18 protein-coding genes are annotated in these 19,110 nt (G+C 57.0%); 5 read left to right on the forward strand and 13 right to left on the reverse strand.

Features of this window, described 5'->3' with window-relative positions; translation table 11 throughout:
- Positions 1–46: 46 nt before the first annotated feature.
- Entirely contained in the window at positions 47–745 is a 699-nt protein-coding gene (locus tag WKI41_RS10865; protein WP_340193495.1) for a FadR/GntR family transcriptional regulator, read from the reverse strand.
- A 118-nt stretch (positions 746–863) separates the two neighbouring features.
- Positions 864–1,931: an Ldh family oxidoreductase gene (locus tag WKI41_RS10870; protein WP_340193496.1), complete on the reverse strand. Its 1,068-nt coding sequence runs from the start codon at positions 1,929–1,931 to the stop codon at positions 864–866.
- A gap of 120 nt (positions 1,932–2,051) precedes the next feature.
- On the opposite strand from WKI41_RS10870, the gene WKI41_RS10875 reads away from it, so the two are divergent.
- Positions 2,052–3,053 carry a GntR family transcriptional regulator gene (locus WKI41_RS10875; RefSeq protein WP_340193497.1) on the forward strand — a complete coding sequence of 334 codons (1,002 nt, stop codon included), beginning with the start codon at positions 2,052–2,054 and terminating at the stop codon, positions 3,051–3,053.
- 53 nt (positions 3,054–3,106) lie between these two features.
- On the forward strand, positions 3,107–4,225 hold the full coding sequence (locus WKI41_RS10880) for a mandelate racemase/muconate lactonizing enzyme family protein (protein ID WP_340193498.1): 1,119 nt from the start codon (positions 3,107–3,109) through the stop codon (positions 4,223–4,225).
- 16 nt (positions 4,226–4,241) lie between these two features.
- Here the strand turns inward: WKI41_RS10880 and WKI41_RS10885 are convergent, their stop codons facing one another.
- From WKI41_RS10885 to infC, 9 genes are all read right to left on the reverse strand, one after another.
- Entirely contained in the window at positions 4,242–4,766 is a 525-nt protein-coding gene (locus WKI41_RS10885) for a flavin reductase (RefSeq protein WP_340193499.1), read from the reverse strand.
- Positions 4,767–4,986: 220 nt separating this feature from the next.
- On the reverse strand, positions 4,987–7,278 hold the full coding sequence (locus WKI41_RS10890; protein WP_340193500.1) for a methyl-accepting chemotaxis protein: 2,292 nt from the start codon (positions 7,276–7,278) through the stop codon (positions 4,987–4,989).
- A 254-nt stretch (positions 7,279–7,532) separates the two neighbouring features.
- Positions 7,533–8,522 (reverse strand): Bug family tripartite tricarboxylate transporter substrate binding protein, encoded by a 990-nt coding sequence (locus WKI41_RS10895; protein ID WP_340193501.1) that lies wholly within the window; start codon positions 8,520–8,522, stop codon positions 7,533–7,535.
- A 211-nt stretch (positions 8,523–8,733) separates the two neighbouring features.
- The gene (gene pheT / locus WKI41_RS10900) at positions 8,734–11,157 is read right to left on the reverse strand and encodes a phenylalanine--tRNA ligase subunit beta (RefSeq protein ID WP_340193502.1); all 2,424 of its coding nucleotides are present in this window, start codon (positions 11,155–11,157) and stop codon (positions 8,734–8,736) included.
- A gap of 26 nt (positions 11,158–11,183) precedes the next feature.
- The gene (gene pheS / locus WKI41_RS10905) at positions 11,184–12,266 is read right to left on the reverse strand and encodes a phenylalanine--tRNA ligase subunit alpha (RefSeq protein WP_340193503.1); all 1,083 of its coding nucleotides are present in this window, start codon (positions 12,264–12,266) and stop codon (positions 11,184–11,186) included.
- Entirely contained in the window at positions 12,259–13,131 is an 873-nt protein-coding gene (locus WKI41_RS10910) for a serine/threonine protein phosphatase (protein ID WP_340193677.1), read from the reverse strand. Before WKI41_RS10910 ends, pheS begins: the two co-directional genes overlap by 8 nt.
- Before the next feature lie 230 nt (positions 13,132–13,361).
- Positions 13,362–13,766, reverse strand: a complete 405-nt coding sequence (rplT, locus tag WKI41_RS10915) for a 50S ribosomal protein L20 (protein WP_027674723.1) — start codon at positions 13,764–13,766, stop codon at positions 13,362–13,364.
- A 40-nt stretch (positions 13,767–13,806) separates the two neighbouring features.
- A complete protein-coding gene (gene rpmI / locus WKI41_RS10920; RefSeq protein WP_027674722.1) occupies positions 13,807–14,010 on the reverse strand; it encodes a 50S ribosomal protein L35 in 204 nt (67 codons plus the stop codon).
- Positions 14,011–14,205: 195 nt separating this feature from the next.
- The gene (gene infC, locus WKI41_RS10925; RefSeq protein WP_111847509.1) at positions 14,206–14,742 is read right to left on the reverse strand and encodes a translation initiation factor IF-3; all 537 of its coding nucleotides are present in this window, start codon (positions 14,740–14,742) and stop codon (positions 14,206–14,208) included.
- A 179-nt stretch (positions 14,743–14,921) separates the two neighbouring features.
- Here infC and WKI41_RS10930 point away from each other — a divergent pair, with 179 nt between their 5' ends.
- Both WKI41_RS10930 and WKI41_RS10935 read left to right on the forward strand, forming a co-directional pair.
- Positions 14,922–15,716, forward strand: a complete 795-nt coding sequence (locus WKI41_RS10930; RefSeq protein WP_340193504.1) for an alpha/beta hydrolase — start codon at positions 14,922–14,924, stop codon at positions 15,714–15,716.
- 120 nt (positions 15,717–15,836) lie between these two features.
- Entirely contained in the window at positions 15,837–16,451 is a 615-nt protein-coding gene (locus WKI41_RS10935) for a transglutaminase-like cysteine peptidase (RefSeq protein WP_340193505.1), read from the forward strand.
- Between the two features lie 60 nt (positions 16,452–16,511).
- Here the strand turns inward: WKI41_RS10935 and WKI41_RS10940 are convergent, their stop codons facing one another.
- Entirely contained in the window at positions 16,512–17,411 is a 900-nt protein-coding gene (locus WKI41_RS10940; protein WP_340193680.1) for a DMT family transporter, read from the reverse strand.
- A 134-nt stretch (positions 17,412–17,545) separates the two neighbouring features.
- Here WKI41_RS10940 and WKI41_RS10945 point away from each other — a divergent pair, with 134 nt between their 5' ends.
- Positions 17,546–17,983, forward strand: coding sequence for an Lrp/AsnC family transcriptional regulator (locus tag WKI41_RS10945; protein WP_340193506.1), 438 nt, complete (start codon positions 17,546–17,548; stop codon positions 17,981–17,983).
- A gap of 3 nt (positions 17,984–17,986) precedes the next feature.
- On the opposite strand, the gene mbfA is transcribed toward WKI41_RS10945, so the two are convergent.
- Positions 17,987–18,970, reverse strand: a complete 984-nt coding sequence (mbfA, locus tag WKI41_RS10950) for an iron exporter MbfA (protein WP_340193507.1) — start codon at positions 18,968–18,970, stop codon at positions 17,987–17,989.
- Positions 18,971–19,110: the final 140 nt, after the last annotated feature.

Raw genomic sequence — 19,110 nt, forward strand, 5'->3', positions numbered from 1 at the left:
TTCATTCTCTACCGCCCTTATGGAAAGAGCGGCACCGTCCCTCCCCTCAAGCCTCCTCTCCGAAGCTTTGAGAAAATCTCTTTTGCGACTGGCTGAGATGCCGCTGCATGGCAGCTTTCGCCGCCTCTGGATCGTTTGCGGCAATCGCGTCGCGGATCAGAGCATGCTCTTCCAGTGCCGAACGCCAAGTGCGCGGCCCCTCGAAATGACTGGCAAGACGCTCGAAATAGGGCGTCATACGCCGGTCGAAGATATGTCCGGTGAAACGGTGGAGCGTCACATTGCCGATGATGTCGGCGATTGCGAGATGAAATGCCCGGTCATGAACGAGCATCTTCACCGCATCACCTATGGCATCTTCCATCCGCTTCAAATTCTCGTCCAGAAGAACGATATGCGAGGCTTTGGCTCGTTTTGCCGCTTCTTCTGCAATTCCGCCTTCGATGATGCTGCGTGCCTGAAGGATTTCGAAAGGCCCGTCGCTGTCATCGGACGGCAGGATGGACAGTGCCTTGGGTCGTTGACTCACATAGACGCCTGAACCCATTCGGATCTGGATGTAACCTTCGACCTCAAGCACGATCAGCGCTTCGCGCACAGTTGGCCTCGACACCGCAAAACGCTCGGCAAGATCCCGCTCCGCCGGAAGCTTGGCGCCATCGGCAATCTCGCCTGCCTCAATCAACGTCCTGATCTGGTCCGCCACTTGCCTGTGAAGGCGACGCGGCTCAAGCGCCACAAACATGATGTCCCCTCCCGCTGCGGCATTGGTAAAGTGGTCTTACCAATGCCGATCATTAAGGCTGATTGACCGGCGAAGTCAACCGGCAAAAACTAAGGCCTCCGCATCCCAGCCTTTCGCATCAGCCAAATGGCTGCGTGATGCCGAACCGCTTTGCCAATTCTGCGAAGGACTGCCGGGTCGCAGGATCCAACACGACACCTTCGCGCTCCCTGTCGGCTGCGACTTCCCATTCACGGTCTCCAGGCGCCATAACCCGCGCACCCTCACGCGCTGGCGAGGTTCTGAGCGTTTCAAGATACCGCGTCATCGCGCCTTCGAAGACGCTCTTTTCCAGAAATGCCTCCGGCTTCAGCGCAAGAACAAAGGCGCCCATGCCTCGTGGCGTTGAAAAATCCGGCCCACCCATGGATGCAATGTCGAAGCTCAGCTTCATGCCGGTCAACACGGCGCTGAAGATTTCCGCCACGCCGCCCAATGCTGCGCCCTTGAAGCCGAATTCGCCGCCGAGCGGCGCAAGCATTGCGGCTGCCTGCGGGTCCTTGGTGTCGTGGCCTCCTTCATCCGAAGCAGTTGCGTCCGGCAATGGTTGACCAAGGCTGCGATAAAGCAGCACACGGTTATAGGGGATAGAACTTGTCGCCATGTCCAGGAGCCAGGGATTATCTCCGCCGGACGGAACACCGACGGCAATCGGATTTGTGCCGTGAAAGCGCTGCGCGCCATCATGCAGGCGCACAAAGCTATCCGAGTTGCAGAACGTGATGCCGATGAAACCTCTTCTCGCCGCTTCTAGTGAGTAGGCGCCGGCAGGACCGAAGTGCGACGTGTTGCGGATGGCAACCGCTCCAACGCCGAATTGCGCAGCCAACTCGGTTGCGTGTGTCATTGCCGTGTAAGCGGCCAGAGCACCATGCGCATCGTCCGCATCCAGGGTCTCCACAGCGCCGAACCCGGCTACCTTGCGAAGGCGCGGTGTACGATTGATGCGACCGCCCTGCATGGCGGTGATGTAATGATCGAGCAGGCGGACGCCGTGACTATCCACGCCGTAGCGTGTGCCATGCATCATGGCCCGTGTTGCAGCGTCAGCGGTTGGCGCGTCTGCACCGCTGGCAGCGAAGACGGCACGGCAGAACCGGTCCAGCAACGTCAAAGGCACTTGGGTGCGCACTTCGCCTTGCATCATCCCTGCTCCTCTCCGTAAATGTCTTATGCATACACTAGACATTGTTTTTCTGACGTGCAATCCCTGTGATGGTAAAAACGATTGCGGGTCTGGAACGAGACGGAAGGTGAAAGCAGAACAATGAGCATCGCCAAGACCGGCATCGCACCCCGACTTTACCGCAGAGCCTGCGACCTGCTGGCCGCGGATATTGCCAATGGCGTCATTGTTCAAGGGTCCCGGTTGACCGAGACCATGGTCGCCAGTCGCTTCGGCATCAGCCGCGCGCCGGCACGCCAGGCGCTGGCGGAATTGGAGCGTCTTCATCTGGTGCGCAAAGCCGAGAGTCGCGGCTATGACGTCGTGGCAAAAGTCCGGCCGGCACCGCCGATGCAGGCACTTGACCAGAATTCGGTCGCAGCCGCTGATGCTATGCGCATGCAGCCGAGATCCAGCTGGGAGCTGATCTACGATAATATCGAGATCGAGATCGTCTCACGGACGTCGCTGGCGGACTGGCGGATCAACGAGGCTATGCTGGCAAAGCATTACAGCGTCAGCAGAACCGTGGCGCGCGACGTGGTGGCCCGGCTGCAGCAGCGCGGCATCGTGCACAAGGATGAAAGCGGAAGATGGTATGCGCCCGCACTGACGGGAAAGCATATCGATGAACTCTATGAGCTTCGCTGGATTCTGGAACCCATCGCGCTTGAAAAAGCTGCTGCCAATCTTCCAGAGGGGCTGCTGCTCTCCTTGCGCAAGAATGTTGCAGACGCCATTCAATCGCTCGACAAGATCGATGGGGAGGCGCTCGATGCGTTAGAACAGCAGCTCCATGTCGAGCTTCTCGGCTACTGCGACAACACCTCGCTCATGCGCGCGATCAGCTTGCCGCAGGCGCTGCTTGTCGCTCACCACTTCCTCTACCATTGGACCATGGAGCTCTTCGATACCGAGCCGTTCCTGCCGGAACATCTGGCAATTTTTGACAGTCTGCTGGCGGGCGATATCGAGGGCGCGAAGGCGGCACTGGTTCATCATCTGCAGGTCTCCAGAAGTCGTGCAATGAGGCGCATCAAGGCTGTCGCCGAAGTCATATCGCCAGACGAACTGCCCTATCTCGAAAAGCTGGAGAGCCACTAAAAGTAGCCTTCGACAAGCCACACTACCCTATAACCGGAGGAGGGTTATCCATCATGAAAATCGCATCCGTCCATCCCTTCATTCTCCATCTGCCACTCACATCCGATTCCATTTCGGACTCGACCCACTCCATCACCCACTGGGGCGTCGTCGGCACGAAGATCGTCACCACCGACGGGTTGGAAGGCTACGGCTTTACCGGCACCCATGCGCATCTGGCTTCAGACAGGCTGATTACCGCCTGCATTCGCGATTGCTATGCACCGCTTCTGATCGGAGAAGACGCCAACGACCACTCACGTCTATGGACCAAGCTTGCTCGCCATCCCTCATTGCAGTGGGTCGGGCGTGCAGGGATAACCCATCTGGCACTTGCTGCCGTCGATGTGGCGCTATGGGACCTGAAGGCGAAGAAGGCTGGTCTACCCCTCTGGAGCTATCTGGGCGGCGCGCGTACTGAAAAGCTCGAAGCCTACAATACGGATATCGGCTGGCTGTCTTTCTCCAAGGACGCTCTGATCGAGGGTTCAACCAGAGCCGTCGAACAGGACGGATTTACCCGGCTAAAGATCAAGGTCGGCCATGACGATCCGAATGTCGATATCGATCGCCTCACCGCAGTGCGCAAGCGTCTCGGTGGATCGGTGCGCATCGCCATCGATGGAAACGGCAAATGGGATCTGCCAACCTGCCAACGCTTCTGCGCCCTCGCGCGTGATCTCGATATCTATTGGTTTGAAGAACCGCTTTGGTATGACGATGTTGGTAGCCACGCGACACTTGCCCGCAACACGTCGATCCCGATCGCGCTTGGCGAACAGCTCTACACTGTCGATGCCTTCCGCTCCTTCATCTCAGCTGGCGCCGTTGCCTATGTGCAGCCGGATGTGACCCGCCTTGGCGGCATCACCGAATATATTCAAGTGGCAGATTTGGCACTGGCCCATCGCCTGCCCGTCGTGCCCCATGCTGGCGAAATGAGCCAGGTGCACGTCCACCTGAGCTATTGGCACCCCGCCTCGACGATCCTCGAATACATTCCCTGGATCAAGGACCACTTCGAGGAACCCGCGGATGTTCATGGTGGCATCTATAAACGGCCGCAACGCCCGGGTGCCGGTACGACAGTGTTGGAAGAAAGCTTTGCCCGCTTTGGCAAAAGCATAGATTGAAGCGACGACTGCGTGATCAGAGCGTGCGATAACCACGCTTGAAATAGATCAGTGCCTCTTCGCCCTCGCCAATGACAGTATCGACGACATCACAGATGATGATGTCGTGGGTGCTGCCATCATGGATTGCGCGGACACGGCAGTCGAATGAGGCGAGCGCGCCTTTCAAAACCGGTGCACCCGTCGCAAGCGATGACCACTCGCCACCTGCAAACCGCTCGTCGCTCGGCGTCTTGCCGCCGAACAGCCGGCTCAAATGCTCCTGATCGGCCGAAAGCGTGTTGACGCAGACCACGGCATTTTCAAACAGCGTCCGGTAGGCTGAAGAGCTGCGATTGATGCAGACGAGCAGTGTGGGGGGATTGTCGGATACGCTACAGACGGCGGTCGCAGAAAATCCCGCCCTGCCCGCCGGACCATCTGTGGTGACGACATTAACCGCGCCGGCAAGCTGCGCCATTGCGTTTCTGTAGTCGAGGCTGCGCTCTTCCGCAGTCTTGATTCCCATCGCGGCTTCCTTTTCACCATCTGATATGCGCATCTAAAACGACCTTTGCTAACAAGTCATCAAAGACCGGATGTGCGTGTCGCTCCCACATTAAAGGCTTGAAGCAAGTAAATCGAAAAATCTGCCCGTTCCCGTGAGATTCTGCCTGAACCTGAACGCGGTTGATTGATAAGAAAAGGCCCCGGACATTGTCCGAGGCCAGTCATTCGGTGAATGGTTCACGCTCGCAGCGCAGCACAAGAGCGCATCGCCGTCAAAACTCTTCCCAACTACCCGTCTTCAGCGCCGCGTTTCCACTGAAAGAGGATGCAATGCGATTGACGAGGTTTCGGGCAGGAGATCCCTTCGGGCTCGGGGCAGGAGCGACAGGCTGCGCCGAAAAAGCAGCCTGGACGTTGCGCTGGGCCCCCGTTTCGAACGCTGCCACCAGTGCAAACAGAGAATCTGCCTCCTTGGCAAGCGAATGACTTGCTGCTGTCGACTCTTCCACCATTGCGGCATTCTGCTGGGTCCCCTGATCCATCTGCGAGACCGCGTTGTTGATCTCCTTGATGCCGGTTGACTGTTCACGCGACGCCTCGACGATCGAGAGCACGTTGACGCTTATGTCTTTCACCTGCGCAACGATATGAGTAAGCGCCTCACCCGTCTCACCAACAAGTCCGACGCCGTTCTTTACATGTTCGCCGGACTTCGCGATGAGTGCCTTGATGTCCTTGGCGGCGCTGGCCGATCTTTGAGCAAGTTCGCGCACTTCCTGAGCGACGACTGCAAAACCCTTCCCCGCCTCACCGGCACGTGCGGCCTCGACGCCAGCGTTGAGTGCCAGCAGATTGGTTTGGAACGCAATCTCGTCGATGACACCAATGATGTTTGAAATCTCCCTCGACGACGCTTCGATCTCGTTCATGGCGCCGATGGCCTTCGTCACGACCGTTCCGGAGCGCTCTGCATTTTCGCGTGTTTCGCTGACAAGGCGGCCAGCTTCTTCTGCCCGGCGCGTGGTATCCGCAACCGTAGTGGTGATCTGCTCCAATGCCGCGGCGGTTTCTTCGACTGACGCTGCCTGCTGTTCTGTACGCCGTGCCAGATCGTCGGCAGACGCTCTGATCTGGTTGGAGCCAGCAGCGATACCTTGCGCGTTTCCACTGACCTTGATGATCGTATTCTCCAACCCTTCTATCGCGCCGTTGAAGTCTACGCGGATCTTGTCGAGACGATCTGCAAAGTTGTCGTGGATCCGGTAGTTCAGCTTGCCATTTGCAAGAGCACCAAGACCAGCACCGAGCGTATCGACAACGTGCTTCACTTCAGCAGCCTCTTGGGCCTGCTGCGCTTCGCGCTCCAGACGTTCACGTTCTGTCAGCGATCGGTTGGCCTCGGCTTCGGCCTCAAGCTTGAGACGCTCCTGGGCGTTGGTTTTGAAAACTGCAACGGAGCGGACCATTTCGCCGATCTCGCTGCGGTCTGGCTCAACACCCAATGCCGCATCGGCACGACCTGCTGCAAGCTCGCGCATGGTGCCGACGACGCTGCCGATCGGACCCGTGATCGAGCGCGTAATGATGGCGGCAAGAACAGCCACGACGGCGAGGACGCCTATGGATGTCAGAACCGATGCCATAAGGCCGCGCTGTTCAGACGTCGCAACGCCAGTTGCATAGGTACTCAATTCCGCGCCGACCTTGTCTTCGACCGTCTTGAGAACGTTGATGCGGTCCGTGGTCGCCTTGTACCAAGCCTCTCCGCTAACGCCACTCAACTGGCCGCCAAAGGGCGCCTGTAGAAGGACGGAGCGTTGCGTATCGACGAGCTTGGAGGCATCGCTGCCAAGAGCAGCCTCCAGCGCTGATCTTTCAGCGACGCCAGCATAGGAATCGAAGATTGAGAAATAGACGCCCTGCATGGCGCCGAGGCGAACGAATTTCTGATAGCTTTCTGGAGTGATGTTTCCGGTGGTAAAGGCCGCGGTACCCACGGTCCGTTCCTGGCCCGCCCGTTCCTTCCCTTGGAGTAGCGCGGAATAGGCGATGATACGATTGGAAATGCTGCTATCCGTCGTTAGAGAACTCATCGATTCAATGAGCTTGATCTGGCTTCCGATCGTGTCGGCGAAATAAGCGCCGATATCGGCAACAGACGCCTTTAGCGAGGTGATGTCCTGGCGCATGGCGGTGAGCTTGTCGAGCTTTGCTTGCGCGGTGATTGCAAGCTGCATGAAAGTAGGATCGCCGGCGGCCTCTTCGGTCGTCAGATTAAGCCTTCTGAATGTCGCGATCGCGGCATCGGTCACGATGCGCTGTTTTTCGAGAAGAGGTCCGAACTCGCCCTGACCCTTCGCACCCACAAAGCCGGCAGAAGCGCCGCGCTCTTTCTGAATTTCGTGGACCATACCACCGATCAGAGGCGCCATGGCGGAAATTTCAGCGACGGAACTGGCTTGAGAGGCAACGTCTAGCCTTCGGAAATTATCTTGCACCACCGCGCCCAGAAGAGCGATTGTTGGGATAGCGGCAACCACGATGATCCGGGTGCTGATTTTCAAGTTCCTGAAAAAATTCACTTTTGCCTCGATCCATCTGAATAATCTTCGGCAGCTCTTGACCGCCTGCGACGACTTTCGTCATGGATGAAGGTAATAGGCTAAAATAATTTATGATCAGTTTAATTGCCTAATTCATAATCAGATGTGACAGCAGTTGATCACATTCCTCATGATTTAACGAACAGGTAAGGATTAAAGGTGTCTTCCCCTGCGGGATGCTGGGGAAGACGATCCATTGCGAGGCTGTCTTGCTCTCAGTCCATCTGGACGTTGGCTTCCTTTACCACCGGACCCCATTTCGCAATCTCTTCCGAAACGTGGGTCTTCAGTTCTTCCGGCGACGAACCGACGATCTTGGCGCTGAAATCGGCCATGCGCTTTGCAACATCCGGATCGGACAGTGCCGTCTTGGCGGCTTCATTCAACTTCGTAATCGCCTCAGGTGGCGTCCCTGCCGGTGCGAAAAGCGCGTTCCATGTGTAGGTCTCATAACCAGGCACGGTTTCGGCAATGGTCGGCACGTCTGGGAACGAGGAAGCTCGCTCAGCCGTCGTCACGCCCAGCGCCTTCAAGGTTCCAGATTTGATATGGGCAGAAGAAGACGGCAGATTGTCGAACATGATCGAGATCTGGTTGCCAAGGAGGTCATTCAAGGCCGGACCGGAACCCTTGTAAGGCACGTGCTGCATTTCAACGCCGGCCATGCTCTTGAACAGTTCGCCGGAAAGATGAAGCGGCGTCCCGTTTCCGGAAGAGGCATAAGCATGCTTATCCGGCTCCTTCTTCAGAAGCGCAATCAGTTCGGCCACGTTGTTGACGGGCAACTGTGGATTGACCACGAGAACGTTAGGCACGACAACCAGAAGAGAAATGGGCGCAAAATCCTTTTCAGGATCATATGGCTTTGTCTTGAGGATCAATGGGTTGAGTGCGTGTGTCGCAACCGTGCCCATCAAAATTGTGTAGCCATCCGGCTCGGCACGTGCGACGCGGTCGGCACCGAGATTACCGCCAGCTCCGGCGACATTTTCCACGACGATCTGCTGGCCGAGAGCGTCACCCATTTTTTGCGCTATGACACGCGCAACGACGTCGGTGGAGCCGCCTGCCGCGAACGGCACGACGAGCGTGATTGTGCGCTCAGGATAGGCCTGCGCGTAAGCCCCGGTGTTGAACGTCAATAAAGCTGCGGCAGATGCAGCGAGCATCAAAGCGGCACGGCGTTTCAAAGATCCAATTGCCATAAAATCTCCTCCTCGAGGCCCAACGGCCTGGGAGACATAGTACCGAAAGCAAGGTCCGTAGCAACCTCTACACGCGTTCTCCGCCGAGCAACCTTCCGATTTGTTATGAAATACACGCATTGAGGGTTTCAGCGTATTAGCCGTCTATCTCGGACAATAAAAAACCCGCCGTTAAAGCGGGTTTCTCAGGGACACAACAGCGACAGCTCTGTTAAGCGCGAAGCACGCCGCCCGTCGCCTTTTCAACATTGCCGACGATCTTCGCAGTCAAGGCTTCGAAGTCCTCATCCGTCAAAGTCTTGTCCATTGGCTGAATTTGAACCTCGATGGCGATTGACTTCTTGTCCTCTCCAAGTGCGGCGCCTTCGAACACATCGAAGACATTGACGCCGGTGACGAGCTTGCGATCGGCGCTCGTCGCCGCCTTGATGATGGCGCCTGCCTCAACGGATTTATCGACCACGAACGCAAAATCGCGCTTCACGGCCTGGAACGGCGAAAGCTCGAGCGCTGGCTTGGTGCGCGTTGCCTTCTTCTTCGGTTCAGCCATGGCATCGAGGTAAATTTCGAAACCGCAATAGGCGCCAGAGACATCTAGCGCGCCCAAGGTCTTTGGATGAAACTCACCAAAATAACCGAGAATGATCTTCGGTCCCATCTTGATGGTGCCGGACCGGCCCGGATGATACCACGATGGCGCGCCAGCCTCGATCTGCACATTCGCCATGGGCAAACCGCAGGCTTCGATTACGGCCAGAGCATCGGCCTTGGCATCATAGACATCGACGGGCTTCCCACCGCCCTTCGCAGGGTTCGACCACATGCGTCCAGTACCTGCAAGCGATGCGGTGCCACGGCGAACGCCACCGGCAACGCGCCGCTGGCCTTCCGGCGTATCGCCTTCATAGGTGCCCGAAACCTCGAAGATCGCCACGTCGCCATAGCCCTTGTCGGCGTTACGCTGTGCCGCCGTCAAAAGCCCTGGGAGCAGAGAGGGCCGCATGTCGGACATGTCGGCTGCGATCGGGTTGGCAAGCTTTAGCGCTGGCGAGCCGCCACCAAAAAGCTTCGCCTGTCCTTCCGGAATGAAGGACCACGTCACGGCTTCCAGCATGCCGCGGCTTGCGAGCGCGCGCCTGGCTGTCCGCGTGCGCACCTGCAGCGTGGTCAAGATACGCCCATTGATAGCGCCGATGCTTTCAAGCGGTTCCGGCTTGATGTTGTCGACGCCGTGCATACGCATGACCTCTTCCACCAGATCGGCTTTGCCATCAACATCCGGGCGCCAGGAGGGCACCAAAACGGATACGCGTTCGCCAGAGCCTTCGATACCGAAGCCCAGGCCCTTGAGGATTTCAAGGCTTTCGTCTGCCGAAACCTCAAGACCCGTCAGGCGCTTGACCTCGGAGAGCGGGAAATCGATCCACTTCGGCTCATAACCCTTGTAGCCAACGATCTTGGCTTCTCCAGCCACACCGCCGCAAAGCTCAAGTACCAGTTCCGTCGTGCGCTCAAGGCCTGGCACCATGTATTCCGGATCGACGCCGCGTTCGAAACGGTAACGCGCATCGGTGATAATGCCGAGCGAACGGCCGGTCTTTGCGATATTGATCGGATCCCAGAGCGCCGACTCGATGAGAACATCGACGGTATTCTCGTCGCAGCCGGAATGTTCGCCACCCATGACACCGCCGATGGACTCAAGCCCATTGTCGTCAGCAATCACCACATTGTTCGGGCCGAGCTTGTATTCGCGCTGGTCGAGAGCGAGAATGGTTTCGCCTTCCTTTGCGCGACGGACAACCAGATCACCCTTCACCTTGGCGGCGTCGAAGACATGCATCGGACGGCCCTGATCGAAAGTCATGTAGTTGGTGATATCCACCAGCGCATTTATGGGGCGAAGACCGATGGCAAGCAAACGCTGCTGCATCCATTTCGGGCTCGGACCATTCTTCACGCCGCGCACGATACGAAGCGAAAAGCCGGGGCAAAGTGCTGCATCATCCAGCTCGAGTTTGACGTCGACCGGCGTCGAACCCTCGACCTTGAAGCTCGGCGCAGGCCGTGTCTTCAATGTGCCGAGACCGGATGCCGCCAGATCGCGGGCGATGCCGTAGATCGAGGTGCAGTCAGGGCGGTTCGGCGTGAGATTGATCTCGATGACCGGATCGTCCAGCCCCGCATAGGAGGCGAAGGACGTGCCGACCGGCGCATCGTCCGGCAGGTCGATAATGCCATCGTGATTGTCGGACATGTTGAGCTCCTTTTCGGAGCACATCATGCCATGGCTTTCGACACCACGGATCTTGCCGACAGACAGCGTCACATCGATGCCCGGTACGTAGGTTCCAGGGCGCGCCAAAGCGCCCACGAGCCCAGCACGTGCATTGGGAGCGCCGCAGACGATCTGCACCGGCTTGCCGTCACCGGCATCCACCGACAACACCTTCAGGCGATCTGCTTCAGGATGCTTTTCAGCCGAGAGTATCTTGGCGATGACGAAAGGCTTGTAAGCGGCCTTGTCGTCGACATCCTCGACCTCAAGACCGATGGCCGTCAGGCGTTCGCAGATCTGGTCCAGAGATGCATCGGTATCGAGATGCTCTTTCAGCCAGGAGAGTGTGAATTTCATGATCTATTGCTCCTCGACTCGACCGATCAGACACTCAGACCGCCGAACAGCGTCGGCATGTCGAGCGGTCGGAAGCCGTAATGGTTCATCCAGCGAACGTCGGCGTTGAAGAAATCGCGCAGGTCCGGCATCCCGTACTTCAGCATGGCGATGCGATCGAGACCCATGCCCCAGGCAAAGCCCTGATACTCATCCGGATCGAGACCGCCGGCGCGCAGCACATTCGGGTGCACCATGCCGCAGCCAAGGATTTCCATCCAGTCCTTGCCTTCGCCGAATTTGACGATTGGGCCGGAACGGTCGCACTGGATATCCACCTCGAAGCTTGGCTCCGTGAAGGGGAAGAAGGACGGGCGGAAGCGCATCACGACGCTATCGACCTCGAAGAAGGTCTTGCAGAACTCTTCCAGTATCCAGCGAAGGTTCCCAACATGCGCCTTCTTGTCGACCACGAGGCCTTCGACCTGGTGGAACATGGGCGAATGCGTCGCATCCGAATCCTGACGGTAGGTCTTACCAGGGATAACGATGCGGATTGGCGGCTTCTGTGCTTCCATCGTGCGCACCTGAACCGGCGAGGTGTGCGTGCGCAGCACCTTGCGCTCACCCTTTTCATCCGGCTGGAAGAAGAAGGTGTCGTGCATTTCACGCGCCGGATGGCCTTCCGGGAAGTTCAGAGCCGTGAAGTTATAGTAGTCGGTTTCGATATCCGGACCTTCGGCAATGGCAAATCCCATATCGGCAAAGATTGCCGTAATCTCATCGACGATCTGGCTGATCGGATGGATGCGACCGCGCTCAGCCGGAGACTGGCGGACGGGCAAGCTGACATCGAGCGTCTCGGCCTTCAGCCGCGCTTCAATGGCTGCGTCCTTCAACTCGCTCTTGCGAGCGGTCAGGATGTCCGTCACTTCATTCTTCAACTGGTTGATCGCGGCACCGCGTGTCTGACGTTCTTCCGGCGTCATCGTGCCCAGCGTTTTCAGAAGCTCGGAAACCGAGCCCTTCTTGCCAAGCGCCGAAAGGCGCACGGCCTCAATGGCCGCTTCGTCCGCCGCCGCAGCGATCTCCGACATCAGTTGCGATTTCAAAGTGTCCAGTTCAGTCATCTTTTCCTGCCCTGCCGGAGGTCTTGGCCCCAACATCGGTTTCAACAGCATTCTTTAGAAAGTCGGTCGCCACGATAAAGCGTCGCAGATCACTACCCATCTGCACGCGGCCAATCAACCGGGCGAGCGGCAAAAATCGGCCAAGCACGCGCACGAGACGATGCAATTCATCGATCGTCGCCTGCGGAGCATTGGCAGCCCATCCCCGGTAGGCCGCGTCAAGAGTTTCGTCGGTCTTCTCGGCAAAGGCGCTGAGTGGCAAAAACAGCAGCCAGAGATCACGCGCCTGAGCGCTTGCAAGCGGCATGACCGCCTGCGGCTCTTCCTCGAAATCCATGAAGCCGATCCGGCCGTCCTTGAGGAAAAAATCGCGAATGTGTGGGCGTCCGTGACAAAGACCGGCCGCGTGAAGTTTGCCGAGTTCGATCGCCGATTGAATAAGCAACTGATCAGGATGCCCGGCACTCGTCTTACGCGCCACGATCCCCTGAATAGTCGGTCCAACATCTTCCAGTACGATAGCAGTTTCGGAGGCGTAGATGATCGCCGGAACGGTAAAACCCGCATCGCCGAACTCGATCATCCGTCGCTTTTCGCGTGCCATCATCTCGACAGGCGAAAGCACAGGGGATGGTCTCAGGAAGGCATAGGGAAGCAGGCGCGCGGCAAAGCCCTGCAACTTGCTCCACCATCTTGGTTCTTCCGTGCCCTGTCGCTTGATCCAGACGGCACCGGAACTCAGTTCCAGCCGCTGGATACGTCGTTCGCTCATCAATAGGGTCTGCATGAGCGCAGCAATATCGGCGTCTTCCAGATGAACATGGAAGCCCTTCTCTCTCTCGCTCGCGGTGGCAGCCTGCAGCATGATTGTCCCGTCCAGCGTCAAAGCGCCTAAAGCATGTCGCGCAAACGTGTAAAGCGGTTTTGCGACAGCGACATCGGTAATGAAATAACCCAAAAGCGTATAAGCGAAGCTCGGAGATCGCGACATACTTCAGAGGCACTTCCTCCGAAGAAGGAAGCATTTCAAACGTAAAACCCGCCCCGGTTGCCCGGCGCGGGTTTCAAATGAACAACAATTTGTCCGCGCCGTAATTACTTTACAGCGGATTCAAACTCGTTGGCCGTACCTGCATCCTTGAGGTACTCAAGAGCCTTCTTCGCGGCATCGACGAGCGCGCCGAAAGCTGCCGGCTCGTGGATAGCCATGTCGGAGAGAACCTTACGGTCGACTTCGATGCCAGCCTTGTTCAGGCCGTCGATGAAGCGGCCATAGGTCAGGCCGAATTCGCGGACAGCAGCGTTGATACGCTGGATCCACAGAGCGCGGAAGTTGCGCTTGTTGACCTTGCGGTCGCGGTAAGCGTACTGCTTGGAACGGTCAACCGCTGCCTTTGCTGCGCGGATGGTGTTCTTGCGACGGCCGTAGAAGCCCTTGGCTGCCTTGAGTGTCTTGGTGTGCTTGGCGCGGGAAGTTACGCCACGTTTTACGCGTGCCATGTCATGATCTCCTTAAAATGTCCAAAAATGCGGAAAAGTCTTAGAGACCGTTCGGCAGGTAGTTCTTGACGACCTTTTTGCCGTCAGCTTCGGCCAGAACCATGGTTCCGCGCGCGTCGCGAATGAACTTGTTGGAACGCTTGATCATGCCGTGGCGCTTACCGGCGGCGGCTGCGAGAACCTTGCCGGTGCCAGTGATCTTGAACCGCTTTTTAGCAGCGGATTTCGTCTTCATCTTGGGCATTTTGCTACTCCGTTATTTTGTATCGAAACAGGCAGACGAAGCCCGTTTCAAGCTATTCAAGAACGGCCACGGCATGCCCTGCCGGACCGTTCGGACGCGCGCTTATAACCGCAGTTATGGAAAAGCGCAACGGGGAAGCAAAACTTCCCCTGCGAGAGTGGAAAACGCTGGGCCTAATGCCAGCGCGCCCAGGCATTACTTCGGTGCAAGCACCATCATCATCTGGCGGCCTTCGAGCTTCGGCTCGGCTTCCACCTTGGCGATTGTCAGCGTGTCTTCCTTGACCTGCTGAAGCAGCTTCATGCCGAGTTCCTGGTGGGCCATTTCGCGGCCACGGAACTTCAGCGTCACCTTCACCTTGTCGCCCTCTTCAAAGAAACGGTTCATCGCCTTCATCTTCACCTCATAGTCATGGGTGTCGATGTTCGGACGCATCTTGATTTCTTTGACTTCGACGATCTTCTGCTTCTTGCGCGCTTCGGCTGCTTTTTTCTGTGTGGAATATTTCAGCTTACCGAGATCGAGAATCTTGCAAACGGGCGGTTCTGCGTTCGGCGAAATCTCGACCAGATCAAGACCGGCCTCTTCCGCCATCTTCAACGCCTGATCCGTCGGCATCACACCGAGGTTCTGGCCTTCTTCATCAATCAGCTGAATTTTGGGAATGCGAATTTCCCTGTTGGAGCGCGGGCCTTCCTTGACGGGGGCATCGGCTTTGAACGGTCTGCGAATGGTCGTATTCTCCTGATCTGTTTCGATATCGCGTCGGCAAAAACAGCTTGTCGGTGCAAATGGCTGAAATGTCGTGAACGCTTCTGGGATGTCAATAGCATGGCTTTGCAAAAAAATCACCTCCTGTCGTGGTTTTTACGAATCTGGTCTACAGGGGAAAGAAACGTAAGGAGAATGAGATGACCCAGGCACACGAAGCCGTAGAGTCTATTGTGGTTGGCAGTGGTGATGCCGCACGCGAGATCGCAATCCTTGCTCGCGCAGCGCAAGCTTTGGATCATCGCCCTGCACTCGTGTGGCTGGGCGGCTATCGATCGGACATGACCGGCACGAAAGCCATGGAGCTCGATCGCTTTGCGCAACAGGAGGGACTGGCCTGCATCCGCTTTGATTATTCGGGCCATGGAGCATCGAAAGGCGAATTCAGACAAGGGACGATCTCCCGTTGGCTGGAAGAATCGCTTGCCGTTCTGGACGACAACGCACCCGAAAGCGTCGTTCTTATCGGTTCGTCCATGGGGGGATGGATTGCGCTTAGGCTAATCGAGGAACTGCGCAAGCGCGCTGTCGGCCCAAGGGTCGCAGGGCTCGTTCTGATCGCCCCGGCGCCGGACTTTACTGCTGAACTGATCGAGCCCAATCTAACGGAAGCGGAAAAGGCATCGCTCGTCGAGCGGGGCTATTTCGAGGAACGCTCGCAATACAGTCCCGAACCAAACATCTTCACCCGCGACTTGATGGAAGACGGGCGCAATAATCTCGTCTTGAAGGGCGTGATCGATACCGGCTGCCCGGTCCATATTCTGCAAGGCATGCGAGACGAGGACGTTCCTTATCAACACGCACTTCGTCTGATGGAACATCTGCCCGCCGATGATGTGGTCTTGAGCCTCATCCGCGACGGAGACCATCGTCTGTCCCGACCACAGGATATCGAAAGAATGCTGAGTGCAGTCAGAAGCCTTCTAGGCTAGGCATTTCAGCAACGGTCTTAACCATAATATTCATCTTGCGTTCATAGACGGCCCGGTTCGGATTGACACTTACCCCTTATCTCTCTTAACACTTTATTAAGACTTCAAGGGACGGGTTTGATGATGAATGCATCGCAGGCACGGGCGCTGCTCATAGCAGTAGCGGCCGGACTACTTTCTGCGGCCTCCGTGCAGGCTGAAAACAAAGGCAGCCCTGCCATGGTGACGGGCGGCATTACATCTCAGCCAATCGGCCATTACGAATTTTGCCAGAGATACGCTTCCGAATGCGATATCCGCAGCAAGCTGACACCTCCGCCACGCGTCACCGAATATGGCTGGAGTGTCATTCGCGATATCAACACGGAAGTGAACACCACCATCGTCGCCATGACGGACCAGGAAGTCTATGGCAAGGATGAGTATTGGGAGTATCCCAAGACCGCCGGCGATTGCGAGGATTTCGCACTACTGAAGCGCAGGAAGCTGATCGAGAAAGGCTTTGCCGTCTCCGATCTCCTCATCACCGTCGTGCGCAAGCCAGACGGCGAAGGCCATGCAGTGTTGACTGTGCGAACCAATGACGGCGACTTCATCCTCGACAATTTGTCGAACGAGGTGAAGCTGTGGACCAACACCAACTACACCTATTTGAAGCGTCAGGCGTCCTTCAACACCGGTCGCTGGGTCTCCATCGAAGATGGCCGCGATGTTCTGGTCGGCGCATTGCGCTAAACAGGCCGGGTTGGCGAAAGCCTGAGTGCACATTTATCAAAGCGCAGAACGCGATGTCTTCTACGAGACGTCGCGTTCTGCTTTTAGGCGTGGCACGAGAGACCAGCCCAATGTCGAGCCTGCGGCAGCCACAAGAATGGCGACCACGCCGACGATCTGCAGTGGCTGCAGTTGATGGCCGAAGGCGAGACGATCGATGATGATCGCCGCCACCGGATAGATAAAGGACAGGGCACCGGTGAGGTTGGTTGGCAATTTCTGGATTGCACCATAGAGCAGAATATACATCAGTCCCGTGTGAACGACGCCCAGCGTCACTAAAATCATCCAGGCTTTCGCCTCGATGCGCGGCCCATCCTGTGAGAATGGCAGCAGTAGAAAAACACCCGTCACCACCTGAATAAGCGCGATCAATTGCGGCGGAACACCCTTCAATTTCTTGGCGATGATGGCCGCCAGGGCATAAAAGAACGCAGCTCCAAGAGCGAGCGCAACTCCCGCCAAATAGTTGTCACCTGAAATTCCTGCGCCGGCCTTCGCCTGGATGATCGCAAGCGTGCCGACAAACGAGACGACCAGAAACACGATCTTATTGAGCGTCAGCCGTTCGGACAGGAACAGCGCGCCCATGGCGACGAGCATAAAAGGCTGGGTATTGTAGACCCCGGTCGCGATCGAGATCGATGCACGTGGATAGGCCGCAAACAACAGCAGCCAGTTCGCAACAATCGCGACACCACCCAGCGCTGCGAGGCCGAGCTGCCGGCGCGAGATGGTTCCAGGCCGGAAAAATCCAAGCGTGACACAGATCGGCAGAAGGATCGCCGCACCGAACACGCAGCGCCAAAACACGACGCTGGTCACGGGTTGGTCGGACAGAACCACAAACAGACCAATGGTTCCGGAGATCACCATCGCGCTGGCCATTTCGATCACGCCGCGCACCTTTTCAGTCATCATCTTGAGCCCCTCATTTCGACGTGGGGATCTTAATGGACCTGATCGGCATTTACCTTTATTCTTAGAAGGCTTTCCTTTAATACAGCCTTTCAAAAGAAGGATCAGAACCGTTTTCTCTTTAAAAGGAAAAGCCCATGGTCGACGATACGGATAAGCGCATTCTGGAGCTTTTGTCGAACGACGGAAGAATTTCGGTTAAGGATCTGGCGCAGCATGTGGGACTTTCGGCGCCGAGCACATCCGAGCGGATCAAGCGGCTGGAAGAACGAGGCGTCATCCGCGGCTTTACAGTGGAAATCGACCCGTCGAGTATCGGCTTTAATCTCCAGGCCATTATTCGGGTTCGTCCCTTGCCCGGCAAGCTGCATGTTGTTCAGCAGCTTATCGAAGAAATCCCAGAGATTTCAGAATGCGACAAGGTGACGGGAGACGATTGTTTCATTGCGCGCCTGCACGTCCGGTCGATCGAAGAGCTGGATACGATCCTCGACCGGATCGCCGACAAGGCGGAAACCAACACATCGATCGTAAAACTGCAGCCGGTCAAACGCCGGCTGCCTCCTTTATCGTGACACCTATCCGTGGCCGATGATGATACCGGCTGCTAGAACGAGCGAGCCGCCAAGCACCACCTGAAAAACAGCGCGCAGGAACGGCGTTTCCATGAACCTGTTCTGGATGAAGGCGATAGCCCACAACTCAATGAAGACGACGACGGCTGCGATCGCCGTTGCCGTCCAGAAATGCGGTATGAGGTAGGGAAGCGCGTGGCCGAGACCTCCAACAGCCGTCATGATACCGGATGCCAAGCCGCGCTTCAGCGGCGATCCGCGACCTGAAAGCTTGCCATCATCATGGGCGGCCTCGGTAAAGCCCATCGAGATACCGGCACCGACCGACGCCGAAAGACCGATCAGAAAGGTTTGCCAAGTGTCCTGAGTGGCAAACGCTGCGGCAAAGATTGGTGCGAGCGTTGAGACAGAGCCATCCATGAGTCCGGCAAGTCCCGGCTGCACGTAGGTCAGCAGGAACTGCCGCTTGGACGTTTCGTCCTCCTCCGAGCGCGCATCTTCGGGAAGATGCTTGTCGCTGAGCATGCCGGCAATGTCTTCGTGGCCCCGCTCCGCTTCCGCCAGATCGCCGAGCAGCTTGCGCGTCTCTGCGTCAGTGACGTGGCGAATGGCCTCGTCATAGAAGCGAATAGCCTGTTGCTCCATCTCCTCTGCTTGCTCGCGAACATGGTCAAGTGACAGCGTCTTGATCAACCAATCCGGCTTGCGCTCGTAAAAGCCGCGCACATGCTCACGACGAATAAGGGGAATGACATCGCCGAAGCGGCGTTTGTGCATATCGATCAAAACGTTGCGATGCGCGTGCTCGACCTCGGCCATCTCATCAAAAATCTTGGCGGAGTTTGGATATTGTGCACGCAGATGATCCGCATAGGATCGATAGATCCTGGAATCGTCCTCCTCCGACGAGATGGCGAGTGCGAGGATTTCCTGCTCGTTAAGGGAGGAAAATGGACGTTTGGAGGAAGAAAAGAAACTGCGGAACATCGTACCATCCTTTTAGAATGATTCTAATTACCTCCACGCTTTCGGCTTCGCAAGTCTTTTTAGAATAATTCTAAGAATGTATTTTAGCGTCCGTAAGCCGCTTGAGACGAAACCGCCTTGCTCGGTCAAGCCAACGTCTC

This window comes from Agrobacterium larrymoorei, from assembly GCF_037722385.1.
Taxonomy (GTDB): Bacteria; Pseudomonadota; Alphaproteobacteria; order Rhizobiales; family Rhizobiaceae; genus Agrobacterium; species Agrobacterium larrymoorei_C.

Excerpts from the sequence above, each read along its gene's own strand:
- WKI41_RS10895 (WP_340193501.1), bottom strand. The coding sequence starts at position 8,522 with ATGGCAATTGGATCTTTGAAACGCCGTGCCGCTTTGATGCTCGCTGCA.
- pheS (WP_340193503.1), bottom strand. The coding sequence starts at position 12,266 with ATGACTGAACTGGACACTTTGAAATCGCAACTGATGTCGGAGATCGCT.
- WKI41_RS10885 (WP_340193499.1), bottom strand. The coding sequence starts at position 4,766 with ATGCGCATATCAGATGGTGAAAAGGAAGCCGCGATGGGAATCAAGACT.
- WKI41_RS10880 (WP_340193498.1), top strand. The coding sequence starts at position 3,107 with ATGAAAATCGCATCCGTCCATCCCTTCATTCTCCATCTGCCACTCACA.
- WKI41_RS10910 (WP_340193677.1), bottom strand. The coding sequence starts at position 13,131 with ATGCTGCAGGCTGCCACCGCGAGCGAGAGAGAGAAGGGCTTCCATGTT.
- rpmI (WP_027674722.1), bottom strand. The coding sequence starts at position 14,010 with ATGCCCAAGATGAAGACGAAATCCGCTGCTAAAAAGCGGTTCAAGATC.
- WKI41_RS10865 (WP_340193495.1), bottom strand. The coding sequence starts at position 745 with ATGTTTGTGGCGCTTGAGCCGCGTCGCCTTCACAGGCAAGTGGCGGAC.
- pheT (WP_340193502.1), bottom strand. The coding sequence starts at position 11,157 with ATGAAATTCACACTCTCCTGGCTGAAAGAGCATCTCGATACCGATGCA.
- rplT (WP_027674723.1), bottom strand. The coding sequence starts at position 13,766 with ATGGCACGCGTAAAACGTGGCGTAACTTCCCGCGCCAAGCACACCAAG.
- mbfA (WP_340193507.1), bottom strand. The coding sequence starts at position 18,970 with ATGTTCCGCAGTTTCTTTTCTTCCTCCAAACGTCCATTTTCCTCCCTT.
- WKI41_RS10935 (WP_340193505.1), top strand. The coding sequence starts at position 15,837 with ATGATGAATGCATCGCAGGCACGGGCGCTGCTCATAGCAGTAGCGGCC.
- WKI41_RS10940 (WP_340193680.1), bottom strand. The coding sequence starts at position 17,411 with ATGATGACTGAAAAGGTGCGCGGCGTGATCGAAATGGCCAGCGCGATG.
- WKI41_RS10930 (WP_340193504.1), top strand. The coding sequence starts at position 14,922 with ATGACCCAGGCACACGAAGCCGTAGAGTCTATTGTGGTTGGCAGTGGT.
- WKI41_RS10875 (WP_340193497.1), top strand. The coding sequence starts at position 2,052 with ATGAGCATCGCCAAGACCGGCATCGCACCCCGACTTTACCGCAGAGCC.
- WKI41_RS10945 (WP_340193506.1), top strand. The coding sequence starts at position 17,546 with ATGGTCGACGATACGGATAAGCGCATTCTGGAGCTTTTGTCGAACGAC.
- WKI41_RS10870 (WP_340193496.1), bottom strand. The coding sequence starts at position 1,931 with ATGATGCAAGGCGAAGTGCGCACCCAAGTGCCTTTGACGTTGCTGGAC.